General features: G+C 30.2%; 20 protein-coding genes. 12 read left to right on the top strand and 8 right to left on the bottom strand.

What is annotated here, in order from left to right; genetic code table 11:
• From ACTT9L_RS01270 to ACTT9L_RS01280, 3 genes are all read left to right on the top strand, one after another.
• On the top strand, positions 1-351 hold the full coding sequence (locus tag ACTT9L_RS01270) for a hypothetical protein (protein ID WP_440927568.1): 351 nt from the start codon (positions 1-3) through the stop codon (positions 349-351).
• Positions 352-419: 68 nt separating this feature from the next.
• Positions 420-554 carry a hypothetical protein gene (locus ACTT9L_RS01275; RefSeq protein WP_440927282.1) on the top strand — a complete coding sequence of 45 codons (135 nt, stop codon included), beginning with the start codon at positions 420-422 and terminating at the stop codon, positions 552-554.
• Positions 555-583: 29 nt separating this feature from the next.
• Positions 584-1,663 carry a sulfite exporter TauE/SafE family protein gene (locus ACTT9L_RS01280; RefSeq protein ID WP_440927569.1) on the top strand — a complete coding sequence of 360 codons (1,080 nt, stop codon included), beginning with the start codon at positions 584-586 and terminating at the stop codon, positions 1,661-1,663.
• On the opposite strand, the gene ACTT9L_RS01285 is transcribed toward ACTT9L_RS01280, so the two are convergent.
• Genes ACTT9L_RS01285 through ACTT9L_RS01295 form a run of 3 tightly spaced genes read right to left on the bottom strand, consistent with a single transcriptional unit; the run spans position 1,660 to position 4,199 of the window.
• Positions 1,660-2,727, bottom strand: coding sequence for a YeiH family protein (locus tag ACTT9L_RS01285; RefSeq protein ID WP_440927570.1), 1,068 nt, complete (start codon positions 2,725-2,727; stop codon positions 1,660-1,662). The two genes, ACTT9L_RS01280 and ACTT9L_RS01285, sit on opposite strands and share 4 nt — an antisense overlap.
• 16 nt (positions 2,728-2,743) lie before the next feature.
• Positions 2,744-3,910 carry a UxaA family hydrolase gene (locus ACTT9L_RS01290; protein ID WP_440927571.1) on the bottom strand — a complete coding sequence of 389 codons (1,167 nt, stop codon included), beginning with the start codon at positions 3,908-3,910 and terminating at the stop codon, positions 2,744-2,746.
• Between the two features lie 4 nt (positions 3,911-3,914).
• Positions 3,915-4,199, bottom strand: a complete 285-nt coding sequence (locus ACTT9L_RS01295; RefSeq protein WP_075504801.1) for a UxaA family hydrolase — start codon at positions 4,197-4,199, stop codon at positions 3,915-3,917.
• Positions 4,200-4,310: 111 nt separating this feature from the next.
• Here ACTT9L_RS01295 and xsc point away from each other — a divergent pair, with 111 nt between their 5' ends.
• From xsc to ACTT9L_RS01325, 6 genes are all read left to right on the top strand, one after another.
• On the top strand, positions 4,311-6,095 hold the full coding sequence (gene xsc, locus ACTT9L_RS01300) for a sulfoacetaldehyde acetyltransferase (RefSeq protein ID WP_440927572.1): 1,785 nt from the start codon (positions 4,311-4,313) through the stop codon (positions 6,093-6,095).
• Positions 6,088-6,474 (top strand): SxtJ family membrane protein, encoded by a 387-nt coding sequence (locus ACTT9L_RS01305; protein ID WP_440927573.1) that lies wholly within the window; start codon positions 6,088-6,090, stop codon positions 6,472-6,474. Before xsc ends, ACTT9L_RS01305 begins: the two co-directional genes overlap by 8 nt.
• A 2-nt stretch (positions 6,475-6,476) precedes the next feature.
• Complete coding sequence (locus ACTT9L_RS01310) at positions 6,477-6,626, top strand: DUF5989 family protein (protein WP_440927574.1); 150 nt, start codon at positions 6,477-6,479, stop codon at positions 6,624-6,626.
• Between the two features lies 1 nt (position 6,627).
• A complete protein-coding gene (locus tag ACTT9L_RS01315) occupies positions 6,628-8,463 on the top strand; it encodes a carbamoyltransferase family protein (RefSeq protein ID WP_440927575.1) in 1,836 nt (611 codons plus the stop codon).
• Positions 8,464-8,579: 116 nt separating this feature from the next.
• Positions 8,580-9,572 (top strand): hypothetical protein, encoded by a 993-nt coding sequence (locus ACTT9L_RS01320; RefSeq protein WP_440927576.1) that lies wholly within the window; start codon positions 8,580-8,582, stop codon positions 9,570-9,572.
• Positions 9,573-9,579: 7 nt separating this feature from the next.
• On the top strand, positions 9,580-10,884 hold the full coding sequence (locus ACTT9L_RS01325; protein ID WP_440927577.1) for an NAD(P)/FAD-dependent oxidoreductase: 1,305 nt from the start codon (positions 9,580-9,582) through the stop codon (positions 10,882-10,884).
• Between the two features lie 32 nt (positions 10,885-10,916).
• Here the strand turns inward: ACTT9L_RS01325 and ACTT9L_RS01330 are convergent, their stop codons facing one another.
• Genes ACTT9L_RS01330 through ACTT9L_RS01350 form a run of 5 tightly spaced genes read right to left on the bottom strand, consistent with a single transcriptional unit; the run spans position 10,917 to position 15,832 of the window.
• Positions 10,917-12,092, bottom strand: coding sequence for a hypothetical protein (locus ACTT9L_RS01330; RefSeq protein WP_440927578.1), 1,176 nt, complete (start codon positions 12,090-12,092; stop codon positions 10,917-10,919).
• An 8-nt stretch (positions 12,093-12,100) separates the two neighbouring features.
• Positions 12,101-12,901, bottom strand: coding sequence for a M23 family metallopeptidase (locus ACTT9L_RS01335; RefSeq protein ID WP_440927579.1), 801 nt, complete (start codon positions 12,899-12,901; stop codon positions 12,101-12,103).
• A complete protein-coding gene (locus ACTT9L_RS01340) occupies positions 12,886-13,644 on the bottom strand; it encodes an SDR family NAD(P)-dependent oxidoreductase (protein WP_440927580.1) in 759 nt (252 codons plus the stop codon). Before ACTT9L_RS01340 ends, ACTT9L_RS01335 begins: the two co-directional genes overlap by 16 nt.
• Positions 13,644-14,237 carry a TerC family protein gene (locus ACTT9L_RS01345; protein WP_440927581.1) on the bottom strand — a complete coding sequence of 198 codons (594 nt, stop codon included), beginning with the start codon at positions 14,235-14,237 and terminating at the stop codon, positions 13,644-13,646. The genes ACTT9L_RS01340 and ACTT9L_RS01345 overlap by 1 nt, the downstream gene beginning before the upstream one ends.
• Positions 14,237-15,832, bottom strand: coding sequence for a GMC family oxidoreductase (locus ACTT9L_RS01350; protein WP_440927582.1), 1,596 nt, complete (start codon positions 15,830-15,832; stop codon positions 14,237-14,239). Before ACTT9L_RS01350 ends, ACTT9L_RS01345 begins: the two co-directional genes overlap by 1 nt.
• Before the next feature lie 146 nt (positions 15,833-15,978).
• Here ACTT9L_RS01350 and ACTT9L_RS01355 point away from each other — a divergent pair, with 146 nt between their 5' ends.
• The 3 genes from ACTT9L_RS01355 (at position 15,979) to ACTT9L_RS01365 (ending at position 19,088) form a co-directional block, all read left to right on the top strand.
• Entirely contained in the window at positions 15,979-17,073 is a 1,095-nt protein-coding gene (locus ACTT9L_RS01355) for a TRAP transporter substrate-binding protein (protein WP_075485551.1), read from the top strand.
• A gap of 69 nt (positions 17,074-17,142) precedes the next feature.
• Positions 17,143-17,757, top strand: coding sequence for a TRAP transporter small permease subunit (locus ACTT9L_RS01360; protein ID WP_440927583.1), 615 nt, complete (start codon positions 17,143-17,145; stop codon positions 17,755-17,757).
• Positions 17,754-19,088, top strand: a complete 1,335-nt coding sequence (locus ACTT9L_RS01365; protein WP_082255027.1) for a TRAP transporter large permease — start codon at positions 17,754-17,756, stop codon at positions 19,086-19,088. The genes ACTT9L_RS01360 and ACTT9L_RS01365 overlap by 4 nt, the downstream gene beginning before the upstream one ends.
• Positions 19,089-19,104 lie beyond the last annotated feature (16 nt).

Here is a 19,104-nt window from a genome sequence, read left to right on the forward strand (position 1 = left end):
ATGGATATTTTATCTAAATCAGATGATGAAATATATGAATTAGCCAAACCTATTTGGGATAATTTGGTTAAATCATCTAATCTTAAAGATTATGGTGGGTTTACTAAAGATTTCTCTACTCAAATGCTTTTTGGAGCTAACGAAGTAGAACTTGGTAAACAGTGGGCTAATAATAAGCTTATCACTAATCTTAGAGAGACCTTCGAACCTTTTGGATGTCTTAGAAGAGGAGATCACATAACTGTTTTGATCAAACAGACAAATAAAGAGATCCCAGGAGATTTCCTTGGAAGGTTGGTGTTAGGAGTTGAGGACGATTCAATTAAAGTTTTTGGGGCCACCATCTACTAGTCAAAGAAAATTGCTTAATAACAAATAATTGTTTGACAAATTTCGTTGTGGGTGTAATGACGAATTTAATGTTACTTTCTAACGTAAAAATTATCAATAAACTCTCAAATTTTAAAACTACATTTATTAAGGCAGGAATTATAGCAAGCTTAACAGCTTACTGGGGAGTGATTTTAGTTGGAACTTTTATCACTTTTAACTAAGTTGTTTTTTAACAACTTTTAAATTTTTTATGGAAGTATTTTTACCGATAGCTCAAGTTTTTGTTAACCCTATTGAGATACTTTTATTAAGCGCTATTGTTGGAGTGCTTTCAGGTTTATTTGGTGTTGGCGGTGGGTTTTTAATGACACCTTTTCTAATTTTTTTAGGAATACCTCCTGCATATGCAGTTGCAAATGAAGCAAATAATATTTTAGCTACTTCAGTTTCTGGATCTACAACACATTATTTAAAAAATACTTTAGATTATAAAATGGGCTCAATGATTGTGATTGGAGGTGTAATTGGAACTTCTTTAGGAATTTACACTTTTACGTATTTTAAGGGTATTGGAAAAATTGATACAGTAATCTCTTTAGCTTATATGTATATATTAGCAATAATTGGAACATTAATGTTAGTTGAGAGTTTGGGTGAAATAGATAAAGCAAAAAGAAACGTAGTAGTTAAAAAAAAATTACATGTTCATTATTGGATACATGGTCTTCCATTAAGAATGAGATTTCCAAAGTCAAAATTATATGAGAGCATTTTTACGCCAATTATAATTGGTTTATTAGTTGGATTTATTGCAGCTATTATGGGAATCGGAGGTGCTTTTATTTTAGTTCCTGCAATGATTTATATAATTAAAATGCCTACTAAATTAGTTCCTGGTACGTCTTTATTTGTAACAATTTTTGTAAGTGTGGTGGTTACTTTTCTTCATTCATTTAATTATGGATCTATAGATTTATTTTTAGTTCTTATGTTGGTTGTAGGATCTATAATAGGAGTTCAAGTTGGTCAAAAATTAGGAGAAAGAATCGATAGTTCTGGTTTAAGAGCTTTATTAGCAATCTTACTACTGATAGTGGGTATAGCAATAGCATACGATACATTTTTTGCAGAAAAAATTATAAATGGAACTGCTAAAGCCACTAGTTCAGATTTAAACTTCTTTTCTGAATTTATAATTGATTTTTCTAAAGAGATGTCTTTCTTTTATGGACTATTTACAATTATGTTTGCAATTATTTTAGGTGTTGGAGCTGCTTTTATAAGACGATTTATTTCAAATTTAAGAAAAAAATTATTAGTTAAATCCTAATTAAAATAATTTAGATATAATTCTATAGTTGTAATACTAACAAAACCGACAGTTGCCATACTTATAAAACCAAAAACAAATGGTTTATAACCCATATTTTTAATTTCTTTTAAGTTAGTGGAAAGACCTATTGCTGCCATCGCCATTGTTAAAAATATTTTTGAGGATAATTGAATACCTTCAATTGTAACCAACCATTTGTAATTATTTGAGTACATTAGATCACCTAAATTTCTTATTATTATCATGGCTACAAAACCTAATACAAAGTAAGGAAAAAAATCTATTATTGAGTATTTCTTTTCTTTAGTTTTTCCTCGATTATAAAGAAACGCAAATAAAGGGATCATGATAATCAAAAAGGTATTCCTTATTAATTTTGTCACTGTTGCGATATTTAAAGTTTCAGGACTATTAAACTGCTGGTCATAAATTAATCCTGCAGCTGCAACTTGAGAGGTTTCATGGATAGATGTTCCCAGAAATAATCCTATTAATAATGGCTCACTTTCAAAATAAAAGTTAGCAAAATAGGGATAAATAAGCATCGAAAGTATTCCAAACAATGTAATATTAGCAATTGCATACGACACCTCGTTTTTTTTTGCACCAATAACAGGAGCAGTAGCCATAATTGCTGTAGTGCCACAAACAGTGCTGCCTATTGATATTAAGTAAGCCATTCTTGTTGGTATTTTTAATTTTTTAATAAGAAGTTTAATTACTATTAACACACTGATTATACAGATTATAATTAATGGAATTGCTATTGCTCCAAATTCTAAAAATTCAAATGGCTTCAATTGAATACCTAAACAAATAATACCTAGTTTTAGAATATATTTTTGTGTAAAATCTAATCCTTTTAAAAAACTTTCTCTAATTTGAAAAACATTTCCGAAAAACATCCCTAATAAAATAGCAATCATTGCAGTAGATATTGGGCTTTTTTCATAGCCTAATAGCTCAATACCAAGAATATTATTGAAACCTTGAGATAAAGTATAAAGAACAAATGCCAATATAATGCCTGGTAATACAACCAGGTATTTTTTAAATTTCATGAAAGACTAAAGTTAATTAAGCACTTCTATAAAGTTTAGTCATAACAAATTCTTTATGACCTAAAGCTTCAGCACAAGTTAATCTACCGTTTGCTACTCTTAGTGTAGTTTTAATTAATTCATCACCTGCTTCAGATAAATTCATTTCTCTTGAAAGAATTTTTGAAACATCACAATCAATATGCTCTCCCATACCTCTTACAGTTAATGGATTAGCTGTTAATTTAACAACAGGTTCAATTGGATTTCCAACAATATTACCTTGTCCAGTTGGAAATAAATGAATATTAAAACCAGCAGCAGCTTGGAGTGTTACACATTCTGCAGCAGCAGATGATGTGTCCATAAAATATAAACCTTTTCCTTTAGTTGGTTCTTCAGCTGGTTCAAGAACATCAATAAATTTACAATTTCCAATTTTTTGAAAATTACCAAAAGCTTTTTCTTCAATTGTTGTAAGCCCCCCAGCTATATTTCCAGCTGTTGGTTGACTTTCAGAAAGATCATCTGTCGCTTCTTTTAAAATAAAATCATTATAAGAGCTCCAGGTTTTCATAAATTTTTCAGAAGCCTCTTTAGTAGCTCCTCTAGTTGCACAAACTTGTTCTGCACCAGTTAACTCTGATGTTTCACCAAAGCACAAGTGAACACCTAATGGCTCAAGTTTATCCATTAAGTTTCCTACAGTTGGGTTAGCGGCTAGTCCTGAAGTAGTATCAGACTCTCCACACTTAACTGAAATCCATAAATCACTCACAGGGCACTCTTCTCTTTGTTTTTCTGAAGCCCACATTACAAATTCTTGTGCTTTTTTTGATGCTTTCATTGTTGTGCCAATGTCTCCTGTACGCTCAATATGAAATCCTTCAACTGGTTTTCCAGTTTTGGCAATTCCATCTACAATTTTTTTTGTCCATTTTGGCTCAATACCAATAACAATTACTGCCGCAACATTTGGATTACAGCCAGTTCCTATCATTGTTCTAAAATGAAGCTTTAAATCTGCACCAAACTGAAGTCTTCCGTAAGAATGAGGAAGAGCGATTGTGCCTTTAATATTATTAGCAACTGCCTCTGCACATGCGTTTGAAATGTCATCAACTGGCAAAATAATTACATGATTTCTTGTTCCGGCTCTGCCGTTTTCTCTTTTATAACCTAAAAAGCTCTTTGGGATTTCCATACTATTACCACTTCTTTGTTTTTACATTGTGAACATGTACGTGTTCACCTTTTTTGATTGATTTAACAACTTTACCAATATCGTGACCATATTTTAAAATAGTATCACCCTCTTTAAGGTCAACCATTGCAATTTTATGACCTAGAGGTATTTCATCTACGGATTGAATATTTGTTGAACTGTCGTCTTCCATTATCCAGCAAGCACAGTCCTGTTTAGGAGTGATTTTTTCAATAACAACTACTCCCACGTTGTCTTTTTTATCATGTATGATTATATCTGTTGCCATATCGTGTCGATTTGTTTGTTTGAAATTCGTAAAAACTTATATATTAATCGCACAGATTAACAAAGGAATTTTATAAATAGTACAATTACATTTTAGAGAGGTTCTAGTTTTATGACAAAAATGACAACAGAAGAAGCTTTTGTAAAAGTTTTACAAATGCACGGTATTGAACATGCGTTTGGAATTATTGGTTCAGCCTTTATGCCAATTTCAGATATTTTTCCAGATGCAGGTATTACTTTCTGGGATGTTGCTCATGAAACAAACGGTGGTTTAATTGCTGATGGTTACACAAGAGCTACTGGTAAAATGTCAATGGTCATTGCTCAGAACGGACCTGGAATTACTGGATTAGTTACACCAATTAAAACAGCTTATTGGAATCATACCCCTCTTTTATTAGTTACACCGCAAGCAGCGAACAAAACAATGGGACAAGGTGGATTTCAAGAAGTAGAGCAAATGAATTTATTCAAAGACATGGTTTGTTATCAAGAAGAAGTAAGAGATCCATCAAGAATGGCTGAAGTACTAAATAGAGTTATAGAAAAAGCTATAAGAGGATCAGCACCGGCACAAATTAACGTCCCAAGAGATTATTGGTGCCAAGTAATTGATATTGATCTTCCTCCGATTGTAAGGCTCGAAAGACAAGGAGGAGGAAATGATGCAGTAGCCAAAGCATCCGACTTACTATCTAAAGCAAAGTTTCCTGTTATATTATCTGGAGCGGGTGTTGTTATTGGAGGAGCAATAGAAGCTACAAAAAAACTTGCAGAAAAATTAGATTCACCTGTTTGTTCAGGCTACCAACATAATGACAGTTTCCCTGGAAGCCATCCTTTAGCTGTTGGTCCTCTAGGTTACAATGGGTCAAAAGCTGCAATGGAATTAATTTCAAAAGCTGACGTGGTATTAGCTTTGGGAACTAGATTAAATCCATTTTCTACTTTACCTGGTTATGGAATTGATTATTGGCCAAAGAATGCAAACATTATTCAAGTTGATATTAATCCTGACAGAATAGGTTTGACTAAAAAAGTTACTGTAGGAATAAGTGGTGATGCAAAATTAGTTGCTGAACAAATTTTAGAAAAATTATCCTCAAACGCTGGTGATACTGATAGACAAGCTAGAAAAGATTTAATTCATCAAACTAAATCAGCTTGGTTACAAAAACTTTCAAGTTTAGATCACGAAGATGACGATGAAGGAACAGTTTGGAATAAAGAAGCTAGGGAAAGAGATGCAGATAGAATGTCACCTAGACAAGCTTGGAGAGCAATTCAAGCAGGAATGCCTGATGATGTAATTATATCAAGTGATATTGGAAACAATTGTGCAATTGGTAATGCTTACCCAACATTTGAAAAGCCAAGAAAATATTTAGCGCCAGGTTTATTTGGTCCTTGTGGTTATGGATTTCCATCAATATTGGGAGCAAAAATTGGTTGCCCAGATACTCCTGTTATTGGATTTGCTGGTGATGGTGCTTTTGGAATAAGTATGAATGAAATGAGCTCATGTGCAAGAGAAGAATGGCCCGCAATAACAATGGTTATTTTCAGAAATTATCAATGGGGTGCAGAAAAAAGAAACACAACACTGTGGTTTGATAATAATTTTGTTGGTACAGAGCTAGACCCAGAATTAAGTTACGCTAAAGTTGCTGACGCTTGTGGTTTAAAAGGTGTAACAGTTCGAACAATGGAAGAAACTACAAATGCTATAAAGAAATCTTGTGAGGATCAAAAGAGTGGAATTACAACCTTTATAGAAGTAATTTTGAACCAAGAACTTGGTGAACCTTTTAGAAGAGATGCTATGAAGAAACCAGTTAAAGTTGCTGGAATTAATATAGCAGATATGAAACCTCAAAAATCTTTAAATGGATGACATTAAATTAAGTTCAAATAGAAGTTTTGGAGTAGTTTTTTTTATTGTTTTTTTATTAATTGCTATTTATCCTCTTATAAATCAAGGAGAATTAAGGATATGGTCTCTGGTAATTTCATCTTTATTCTTATTATTAGGGCTATTAAATTCTAAAATATTAACACCTTTAAATAAGTTATGGTTTAAATTTGGACTATTTTTAGGAAAAATTATTTCACCAATTATTATGGGAGTAATATTTTTTTTGGTTGTAACACCAATAGGCTTGCTAATGAGGCTATTTGGAAAAGATGTTCTAAATCTTAAATTAAATAAAAAAAAAAATTCGTATTGGATTGAAAAAGTTGGCCCGAAAAGTAAAATGAAGAATCAATTTTAAAAATGAGTTTTATAATAGAATTTTGGGAATTTTTAAAAGTAAGAAAAAAATATTGGCTTCTACCAATAATAATTGTACTAGTTTTATTTGGTGGATTAATTGTATTAACACAAGGTTCAGCTGTAGCACCATTTATTTATACTATTTTTTAAAGTGGCTTCAATACTAGGTATTTCTGCATTTTATCACGATAGTGCAGCATGTATATTGAAAGATGGAAAAATTGTTGCAGCAGCACAGGAAGAAAGATTTACAAGAAAAAAACACGACTCAAGTTATCCTCATAACGCAATAAAATTTGTTTTAGAATATGCAGAATTAAAATTAAGTGAGGTAGACCAAATAGTTTTTTTTGAAAAACCTTTTTTAAAATTTGAGAGATTACTAGAAACATATGTAGCTTTTGCACCAAAAGGTTTTGTATCATTTGCTAAAGCTATGCCTTTATGGATTAAAGAAAAACTTTTTCAAAAAAATCTTTTATTTAATAAATTAAAAGAGCACGATTTAGATTATAAATCTGATCAAAATATTTTTTTTTCTGATCATCACTTAAGTCATGCGGCAAGTGCGTTTTTTCCATCTCCTTTTGAGGAGGCCATTGTCTTGACTGCAGATGGTGTAGGTGAGTGGGCCACAACAACAATAGCTATCGGCAAAAATAATAGTTTAGAAATTAAAAAAGAAATACATTTTCCGCATTCACTTGGCCTACTTTATTCTGCTTTCACATATTATACAGGATTTAAAGTAAATAGTGGTGAATATAAACTTATGGGTTTAGCTCCATACGGAAATCCAATCTATGAGGAAAAAATCAAAAAATTAATTGATATAAAAGATGATGGAACTTTTAGATTAGACCAATCATATTTTAATTATGCAACTGGTCTAACGATGACTAATAAGAAATTTAATAATTTATTTGGACAAAAACCCCGAAATCCAGAAAATGAAAATATATTACAATTTCATATGGATATTGCAGCATCTATACAAAAAGTAACTGAGGAAATAATGATTAAATTAGCAAAATCAATTCAAAGAGAGTATAAAATAAAAAATCTTTGTTTAGCAGGTGGTGTTGCTTTGAATTGTGTTGCTAATGGAAAAATTCTTAAAGAAAAAATCTTTGAAAATATTTGGATTCAACCAGCGGCAGGTGACGCTGGTGGGTCTTTAGGAGCAGCTTTAGCTCTTTGGTATATAGAACAAGGAAATAAAAGGACAGTGAACGTTAGTGATGATATGAAAGGGTCCTATTTAGGATGTGAATTTGATCAAGGACAAATTGAAAAAGAATTAAATTCAATTGGAGCAATATTTGAAACTTTAGATTACGAACAGTTAATTGATAAAACTGCAGATTATTTGTCTAAAGAAAAAGCTATTGGATGGTTTCAGGGAAGAATGGAATTTGGACCGAGAGCCTTAGGTTGTAGATCAATATTAGGTGATCCAAGATCAGATAAAATGCAAAAAAATTTAAATCTCAAAGTAAAATACAGAGAAAGCTTTAGACCATTTGCGCCTTCGATATTAAGAGAAGATTTAGAGGATTGGTTCAATTTAAAAGTTGATAGTCCATACATGCTTTTAGTTGCTGATATAAAATCAAATAAAAAAATCGAAATGAGTGACGAACAAAAAAAATTATTCGGAATAGATAAATTAAATGTAAAAAGGTCAGATATCCCTGCTGTTACACATGTAGATTATTCTGCAAGAATTCAAACTGTATTAAAGGAAACTAATAAAAGATATTATGATTTAATAAATAAATTTAAAAAAATAACAAGTTGTCCAGTAATTGTAAATACTTCATTTAATGTTAGAGGGGAACCAATTGTAAATACCCCACAAGATGCATTTAAATGTTTTATGGGTACAGAATTAGACTATTTAGTAATTGGAAATTGTATTTTAGATAAGAAAAATCAAAATAAGAATTTATTGAAAGATTACTCTAAAGGTTTTGAATTAGATTAATATGAATGTTAGTAACAAAAAATTTCAAAAATATTATTCAATTCAAGGCAGCCATTTGTTAGTGTTTGCAGCTTCAGAGTTTGCAAGGATTTTTTTAAAAAAATTTATTAATTATAATGTTTCATCAAATAACTAAAAAAATTTTATTTTATATAATTTTAACAACTTTAAATTTTTTAATTTTAGCATTAATTGTATTTACTTTTAGTTATGTTTCTTTAATTTTTGGAAAGACTTATGATTTATTTTGGATCAAAAGTATTCAGAAAAAAATTTATTTTCGTGGACAAAGAAATATATGGCAAAATAATAAGGATTGTGCCGTTTATGATAAAGATTTATTGTATAAACCTAAAGAAGGAATATGTCAGTTTTCAAATCCTGAATTTAAAACAACTTTAAATTTTACAAAATTTAATAGAAGTCATTTTATTAAAAACTCAGAAATTGACAAAAAAAATCCAATTATTGTAATTGGGGACTCAATAGCAATGGGTTGGGGTGTAAATGATAATGAAACCTTTTCCTTTCATCTGGAAGAACTTTCAAAAAGAAAGGTCTATAATATGGGGGTTTCTAGTTATGGTACAGTCAGAGAAATAAAAAGATTAAAACTAAGTCCATTCTACAAAGACACAGATACTATAATTATTCAATATCATCCTAATGATTTAGATGAAAATATAAATTTAGATTCAGGAAAATCTTATTCAAAGGATGAATATACTGAAATATTTTCAAAAAATAATACTTTTAAAAACAATTTAAAGTTTATTTTAAAAAATTATAAAACCTCAATTAGATTATTTTTTTCTGATTTAATTGATATTTTATTTAAATATAAAAATTTAGAAAAGTATAATTTTAATGTTCATAAAGAATACTTAGAAAGATTATTATTTAGTAATTTTGATTTAAAACAAAAAAAAATAGTAGTTGTTTTTATAAAGCAGCCTTGGCAAGAAATTATAAATTTTCCAAAAAAAAGCGATAAAATTAAATATATTCTAGTAAATTTAAAGAAATCAGATTTTTTTATAATTGACGATCATCCCAATAGCTCAGGTCATAAGAAAATTGCAAATATTTTAAATGAGTCATTATATTAATAAATAAATGAATATATTAAACGACAATACTTGTGGATGGATTAATGATTTAGATATTAGAACTAAAATTAATGTATTAAAAAAAAATATAAATTGTGAATGGTTGATTATTGGAGCAGGTTATACTGGTTTATCAGCGGCAAGAAAATTAGGTGAATTACATTCTGATCAGCAAATTATAATTGTTGATGCTCAACTCGCTGGAGAGGGTGCAAGCTCAAGAAACTCAGGTTATTTAGTTGATACAACGCTTAATGATGGTTTTACCTCTAATAAAGAATTAGATAATTATAAAAAAAAAACAGATATTTATAAATTAGGTATAGAGTCTGTTGAGAAATTTATTAAAGAATATCAGGTAGATTGTGATTGGAATGAATGTGGAAAATTTTTTGCATCATCAAAGCAAGAAGATAAAAAAATATTAGAAAATTTTTCAAACACTTTATTAAAATTAGGTTTTGAGCATAATTTGCTATCAAGCAAAGAACTTAGAAGAAGATTGGGTACAAATTTTTACAATATTGCTCTTTATACAAAGGGAGGGATTTTATTGCATCCGGGTAAATTGGTCAGAGCTATGATTGATACATTGCCAGAAAATGTAAATCTTTATGAAAATTCCTTATTATTAGACTGGAAAAAGAAAAATGATGCTGTGATTTGTAAATTTATAAATGGTTCAATTAAAACTAAAAAAATTATTTTTGCTACAAACGCATTTTTGAAGTCTTTAGGAATAAAATCAAATTATAATTTTCCCATTACTTTAACAGCTAGTATGACCAGACCTTTATCAGATGAAGAATTTTTATCTCTTGGTAAGCCTAAAGAATGGGGTGTTTTACCTGTTAGACCAATGGGAGCCACTATAAGAATGACGAAAAATAGAAGAATTTTAATTAGAAATACCGCAGAAGTTTATAATCCTTATCAAATGTCCAAAACTGAATTAAATAAAAGATCATTAAAACAAAAGATTGGAATTAAAAAAAGATTTCCTGAATTACCTGATGATATTATTCAATCTTCCTGGTCAGGAATTGTTTCAAGAACAAGAAATAGTTCACAAATTTTTGAAAAAATAGACGAAAATATATTTGCTGCAGGCTGTTATAATGGCTCAGGTATTGGAGTTGGTATTTTGTTTGGGGAACAAATTGCGATTAAAGCATGTAATGAAAATACAAATGAGATAAGAACTATAGAAGCGAGAAATAAACCTACATGGCTTCCTCCTGATCCAATTTTAAGTTTAGGTGTTAGAGCTAGATTGATCTATGAACGTTTAAAAGCAAGATCGGAAATTTAAACTATATATTTTAATTATCTTTTTCAATTAAATTAATTTTTTAATAAATTTAAATGAATTTGTTCTGAAATTTCATAAAAACCTTTTTCAGTGTAATGATCCCAGTGACCATCTATTCTTTTAAACATGGTTGAAATATTTTTTTCATTATATTTATTTAAAATATATTTGTTAAAGTCAAAGTAAGATATTTTTCTATTATTTAAATAATTTTTTAATTTATTTAGTTTTTCGTTTAATAATAAATTTTTTAAATATTGACCATCTTTGGATTTGGGAAACAGAATATCTGGGTTTACAGAATTAAAAACAACGTAAAGTTTTTTTTTCTCTTTCTCTAATGAATTTATAAATTGATCTAATACCTTTATAAAAATAATATCTATCTCTTTATTAAAAAGATAATCAAAATTTTTTTTTAAATTTTTTTTGTTTTTAAATAAATCTTCAATAGAATTTAATAATGACTTTAAGTTTAAATGATAAACGCTTAAAGAATCATTTAAAAATCTTTGGGCTTTATCACCAAAAAAAGAGTCTAAGATTGATACTTTGATTTTTTTATTTTTTTCATTATTTAGATTTTGAATAAAGTTTTCTTCATTCAGGTAATTCAATAATATATCATTTTTAATTTCTTTACTTAGATCTAAGTAATCGTTACTTGGTGTGATAAATAATATTACATGATCATAATTATACTGATCTCTATATTCTTTAAATGTTGCTAATTCAAGTAATGGACCGTTTCCACCAACTCCTAAGCTATTAGTTTGATAAGAAAATTTCTTAAATTGAGCATTTAGATTATTTTCATTTTGAACACACATACCTTGAACATATGAATCGCCTACTAATAAATAATCGTTCCTACTATTTATTTTATTATTAAAACCATTTGGGTCAGAAAAATAGTAAACAGGATTATTTTTTTCATCTAAACATAAAAGTATTTTTGAGTCTTCATATCCTGATAATAGTAGTATTTTATTCGATTTATCTAATAATTTATAAACTCCAAAATTTAGATAAATTTTATCATTTGGATTTTTTTCTTGAAGGATATTTAAATAATAGAGCCTTGTTTTTTTGAATAGTTTATTATTATTAAAGTTGATTCCTAGTTCAATTAAATAAAGCAGTAAGTATAAAATTGTAAAATTTATTAAAAATAATTTTAAAAAATATTTAATTTTATAAAAAAACATCAATTTTTTTATTTCAACACTGACATTGGATCCAGCCGTGTTTGAAACCAATTAATTCTAAAATCTAAGTGTGGTCCAGTTGATCTTCCTGTAGATCCTACGGTTCCAATTACATCTCCTTGATTAATTTGATCACCAACTGAGACTAATACACTTTGTAAATGAGAATATATCGTTGATATTCCGTGACCATGGTCCATTATAATCGTACCTCCTGTATAATATAAATCATCTTCAGCCATAGTAACAATACCTGAACCAGAGGATTTAATCATCGTTCCTTGTTTAGCTGCAATGTCTATTCCATAGTGGGGCCATCTTGGTTTACCATTCAAAATTCTTTGACTGCCATAAACACCACTGATTATACCTTCAACTGGCATTATAAATTTTTCTTTAAAAAATTGTAGATCAGAATTTATTGCTCTAGCTTCTCCAATTGCATTATTTTCTTTTTTAATTCTTTTATAAACAGATTCGGGAGGGGTAACTTTACTCTCTGCCAGACCATCTATTCTTTGTATATTATATTTTCTTTTTAAAACTTTTTTTGTAGTTAATAGTTTTTTTCCATTAATAATTTTTGTGAATGTTAAGTCATATTTTTGATCTCGATCTATACCAAATACAAAAAAACCATCTTTTGAAACTTTTACTTCTTTTTTTCCAACCAAAATTTTAGCATTAGGATCAGTTTTACCTAATATAAAATGACCTTGTAGAAATTTACCATGGAATTCAATAGCTTTTACTGGTGATACAAAAATTAAAAAAACAAAAAAAAATCTATAAATTATTGAGCTGTCCATCCACCATCTATAATTATTGATGTTCCAGTTATCATTGAAGATGCAGAGGATGCTAAAAAGCAAACTGTTGTAGCAACATCACTTTCAGTAGCTGCCTTTCCCATAGGAATATTTCCAAGGGCTAACTTTTTGAATTTTTTATTTTTAAAAAAATTTTTAACCATTGGTGTTTCAACAAAAGTAGGCGCTACCGTATTGACTCTGATATTTTTTTTAGCTAACTCTACTCCCATTCCTTTAGTCAATCCTTCAATCCCAAATTTTGTCATGTTGTAAACATTTCTACCTTCCATACCTACATGTCCAAGTTGAGATGACATATTTATAATTGAACCAGGTCTTTTTTTGTTTTTGAGCATCTTTTTTACAACAATTTGTGCTACGTTAAATGCTGCCTTAAGATTTAAATCCACAAGATAATTCATGCTTTTTTGTTTTATTTTTTCAAAAGGCTCTGGAATATTAGTTCCAGCATTATTTACTAACACATCAATAATTTTAATTTTATCTAATTTTTGTTTTAAATCTTCATAATTTATTACATCGCATGAAACTTTAATAATTTTACCTTTAACTTTTTTGATATCCTTCTCTAATTTATTAAGATCCGAAGATGTTCTGCTTAAAGCTATAACGGTTGCACCTGCCTCAGCTAAAGCAATTGAACATGCTCTTCCTAGTCCTTTACCTGCACCTGTAACTAAAGCATATTTGTTTTTTAGATTTATTTTTTGAAGATACATTAAAAGAATAATATTTTAATATCTGTGTAAATCAACTCAACAGCTACAATTAAAATAGCTAATAATCCAAGCCAAGCTATCCATCTATATTTTTTAATCCATCCAGAAATTAAAGTTGCTGCAGTTGCCATTAAAACAATTGATAATATTAATCCAAATACAAGAAGTCCATAGTGATCACCAGCTGCACCGGCAACACCCAAAACATTATCTAAACTCATTGTAAAATCTGCCAGTAAGACAGTCCAAATTGCTTTAAGAAAACTTGAACTATCTACTTTTATATCCTCTTCTGATTCTGATCCTTTTATTACGTCTACATAAAGCTTGTACACAATATAAAGTAACAACAATCCACCAATTAATCTTAAACCAGTGATTTGTAGCAGATAAGCTGTAAGTAAAGTGAGTATTATTCTTAAAATTACAGCACCACCAATTCCCCAAAAAATTACTTTTTTTCTTTGTTCGACTGGAAATTTAGACGCAACCATTCCAATTATTATTGCGTTGTCACCCGCTAAAACTAAATCAATAAGAATTATTTGAGTTACTATTGCTATTTGTTCAGGTGTAAAAAATTCTGCAAACATTACTGCTGTAGTATCATGTCAGCACCTTTTTCCGCAATCATTATTGTTGGAGCATTGGTATTTCCTGAGGTGATATAAGGCATTACTGATGCATCAATCACTCTTAGATTTTTTATTCCATGAACTTTTAATTGATCAGATACTACTGCATTTTCATCTTTACCCATTCTACATGTACTGACAGGATGGAAAATTGTGTTAGCATATTTCCCTGCTTCAACAGCTAACTGCTCATTGTCAGTAATATTTATACCTGGTCTTAATTCTTCTGGTCCATAATCTTTATAGGCTTTGGACTCCATAACTATTTTTCTTACTATTTTAAGAGACTTACCTGCTATTTCTCTATCTTCATCTGTAGATAGATAATTCATTTTAATCTTTGGAGGAATTCTTGTATCTGAGGATTTAAGTTCAATAGATCCTCTGCTAGTAGGTCTTACATTAGTAATGGTTGGTGTGAAAGCAGGAAATTTGTGTAATGATGATTTTCCTAAGAAATCTGTACTAGCAGGAGAAACATGAAATTGTAAGTTAGGAGTTTCTAAATGTGGATCACTCTTTACGAAACCACACAAATAACTAGCACCAACTGTAAGAGGACCAGTTCGAGTTAAGAAAAATTTTAATCCAGTAAATATTTTTTTAGTAAAGCTATAATAAATATCATTTAATGTTTCTAAATTTTTTATCTTATATACAGGTCTTAACATTAGATGGTCAGTTAAGTTTTGGCCTATATTTTTATTATCCATTAATACTTCAATACCGTTATCTTTTAATAATTTAGCTGGCCCCAAACCAGAAGCTTGAAGAATATGTGGAGATCCAATAGTACCAGCACTTAAAATGATTTCACTATTTGCTTCAACAGTATTTAACTTATCACCGGTCCAAAATTTTACTCTTTTGGCAATTTTATTTTCAAATTCAATATTTTTTATATGAGCTTTAGTTATAATTTTTAAATTACTTCTACTTTTTACAGGATTTAAATATCCAACTGCTGTGCTACATCTAAAACCATTTTTTACTGTTAAAGGAAAATATCCCATGCCCTCATTATCACCGTTATTAAAATCATCAGTTTTTTTATATCCAAATTCCTCTGCAGCTTCTAAAAATAAGTCTAAAACTTTGAATGTAGATCTAATTTTTTCTACCTTTAAAGGTCCACCAGAACCATGAAATTCATTTTTTCCAAATTGAAAATCTTCAGATCTTTTAAAATAAGGAAGCACATCCTCCCATGACCATCCTACATTTCCTAATTGTCTCCAATAATTGTAATCATTTGATTGCCCTCGAATATAAAGCATGCCATTAATAGAAGAGCTTCCCCCAAGTGTTTTTCCTCTTGGGTAAGTCATCTTTCTATTATCACAGAATGGCTCTTCTTCTGTGTTAAAACACCAGTCGGTCTCAGGATTATGCATTGTTTTAAAATACCCTCCAGGAATATGTATCCACGGATTAGTATCTTTACCACCTGCCTCTAAAAGTAAGACTTTATTCTTAGGATTAGATGAAATTCTGTTAGCAAGAACACATCCAGCTGATCCTGCACCAATTATAATATAATCAAAATTATCCATTACTTTAAACTCTTATAAATTAAAATTTTTTTATTTGTAACATTTCTGTATACAAAAAAATTAAAATAATCCAATATTAACACTTGTTTTAGATTTCATTCTTTGACAAGCTTTTGTTTTTATAAATAAAGAGAGGGAAATACGATATGAAAAAAATCATTTCAATGTTATTTGCAGTTGCTATGGTATTTGGATTTATTTCAAATGCAAATGCTGCAAAAACACTAAAATGTCAGACAGTTCTAAACACTAAAGCTGACGAAGTTAAAATGTTAAAGGACTTTACTGATACGGTAACTGAATTAACTGGTGGATCTCTTAAATTTGAAATCTTACCTGCTGGAGCGGTTGTTGGAGTTAAAGAAACTCTAGATGCTGTTGACAAAGGTTTGATTGACTGTGGATTTGCATGGACTCACTATTGGTCAGGTGAACACCCTGCTGCAATGCTATTTGGTTCTCCAGTAGCTGGTGGCGGAATAGGTATAGACAACTTAGCGTTTCTATCTTGGTTCCAATATGGCGGTGGAAAAGCGCTTTATGATCAATTATGGAAAGAGATGAACAGAGACATTAAAGGATTTATGCTTCAACCTGTTGGACCAGAAGCTTTAGGTTGGTTTCCAAAACCAATTAAAGATATGGCTGACTTTAGAAAGTATAAATTTAGAACACCTCCAGGTATTCCTGGACAAACTTATAAAGATATCGGTATAGCATCTGTTGCAATGGGTGGTGGAGATATTCTACCAGCTTTAGAAGCAGGAACTATTGATGCTGCTGAATGGTGTTGTCCAAAACCAGACTTAACATTTGGTTTCCAAAAAGTTTTAAAGCACTATTACTTACAAGGTTTACACCAAGTAGTGGTAAATGCTGACTTTTATATTACTGGAAAAACGTATGATGCTATGACTGCACATGAGAAGAAGTCTCTTGAAGTTGCTGCGGATGCGTCTTTGATAAAATCTTTAAGTTATAGAATTTTATCAAATGGGGAAGCTTTACAAGAACTTACAACAAAACATGGAGTGATTTTAGAAGATACTCCATCTGACTACTTCACTGAGTATATGGCAGCTGCTAAAGCAACTTTGAACAAAAATGCTGAAAAAAATGCATTTTTCAAAGAAGTTTATGACTCTATGAAAGTATTTGCTGATAAAGCAGTTCCTTTCTGGAGTGGTGCTCAAATGTCAAATGCGAAGCTAGGAATGGCTCACGCAGCAACATTAAAGTAATCATTAAATAATTAGAACATTAGAGCGGACTTAATAGTCCGCTCTAATTTTTTTTTAATAAAAATTTTTATGGCTGAAGAACCAGGTAAATTAGATATTTCAGATGAAATGATTGCTGAAAGGCGAGGTGGTTCGGGAAAAATGCCAGAAGATATGCCTTCTTGGATGGCAAAGTCTATAACTAATATAGACAAATTTAGCAAGCAAGTTGGTAGTGTAGTCTGTTGGATATTAATACCACTTATTTTTGCTATGACCTATGAGGTACTTGCTAGAAAATTATTTTTAGCACCTACAATATGGGCTTATGATATTAGCAGATTTTTATATGGAGCTCTTTTTATGTTGGGTGCAGGTTATGCACTTTCAAAAGGAGTTCATATTAGAGCAGATTTTTTATACAGAAATTTTAAAATTAAAAACCAAGGATTAATCGATTTTTGGCTTTATCTTTTATTTTATTTCCCAGGTCTAATAGTATTTTTTTATATGACTTTTGGATTTGTTGTAGAGTCTATCCAAAGAGGTGAAAGAGGTATGGATACTACCTGGATGCCATATATGTGGCCAATCAAAACATGTTTATTAATTGGAATTATATTTTTACTCATCCAAGGATTTGCAGAATTACTTAAAAGCTACTGGGCAGCTAAAAAGGGTGAGTGGCCAGGAGAGCATAAATGATAGCAGAATTAATTGATCCAGCCATTTTAGGTTTTATTTTAGTTGGAGTAATGCTTTTTGCAATCTTCGTTGGATTTCCAATTTCTTTCACTTTAATTTTTTTAGGGTTTGTATTTGGTTATTTAGGATTTGGAAAATTAGTATTTTATTTAATGACGCTCCAATTTTCGATGGTTATGACCGAACAAACTCTCGCTGCCGTTCCGCTCTTTGTGTTTATGGGAATAATGATGGAACAAGCAGGTTTAATGGAAAGGCTATTTTCAGCCTTCCAGATGATGTTAGCTAGAGTTAAGGGCTCATTATACTACGCAGTGTTATTTGTTTCAGTTATTTTTGCAGCTGCAACTGGAATAGTTGGTGCCTCAGTTACTATCTTGGGAATTATGGCGGCAAAATCAATGAACAGATCAAATTACGATGTAAAACTTGCTGCAGGTACAATTACAGCTGGTGGAACTTTGGGAATTTTAATCCCACCCAGTATCATGCTTGTAGTTATGGGGCCAATAATGGAAATTCCAGTTATAGATTTATTTGCTGCCGCAATTATTCCAGGAATTCTTCTTGCAAGTTTATATGCAGGCTACACCACAATCAGATGTATGATAAACCCAAAACTAGGGCCTGTTCTTCCAGAGGAAATGCGAGCTGCTAGTATGAAAGAAGTTTGGATTGAGTTTTTTTTAGGTTTAGTTCCACCCGCAGCATTAGTTTTTGCAGCATTAGGAAGCATTTTATTTGGTTTTGCTACACCGACAGAGGCTGCTGGGTGTGGTGCAATGGGTGCATTGCTACTTTCATTAGCATATAAAAAATTAACATTATCAAAACTACAAGAAGCTTTAGTTAAAACTTTAGAAATTACAGCTTTGATTATGGTATTAGTTGCTGCCTCAAATTTTTTTGGAGCTGTATTTGCAAGATTAGGAACACCAACTTTATTAACAGAATTTTTATTAGGTTTAGAAATGAATAAATATCTGATTTTAGGAATGATTATGGTTATGATATTTTTGCTTGGTTGGCCATTAGAATGGGTGCCGATAGTTATGATTATTGTTCCAATAATTTTGCCTCTTGTAGAAGCGTTAGGATTTAATTTAACTTGGTTTGCAATACTGGTAGCTGTTAATCTCCAGACCGCCTGGTTATCTCCACCTGTTGCACTCTCAGCATATTTTTTAAAAGGTGTAGTTCCAGAATGGGATTTAAAAGATATTTATTACGGAATGATGCAATTTATGGTTCTACAAATAATAGGTTTGGTTTTGATTATTATATTTCCTAAAATTGCCTTATGGTTGCCAACTCTCTTATATGGACAGTAGAATTTATTAGTTTAAA

Source organism: Candidatus Pelagibacter sp. (genome assembly GCF_052049675.1).
Lineage (GTDB): Bacteria > Pseudomonadota > Alphaproteobacteria > Pelagibacterales > Pelagibacteraceae > Pelagibacter.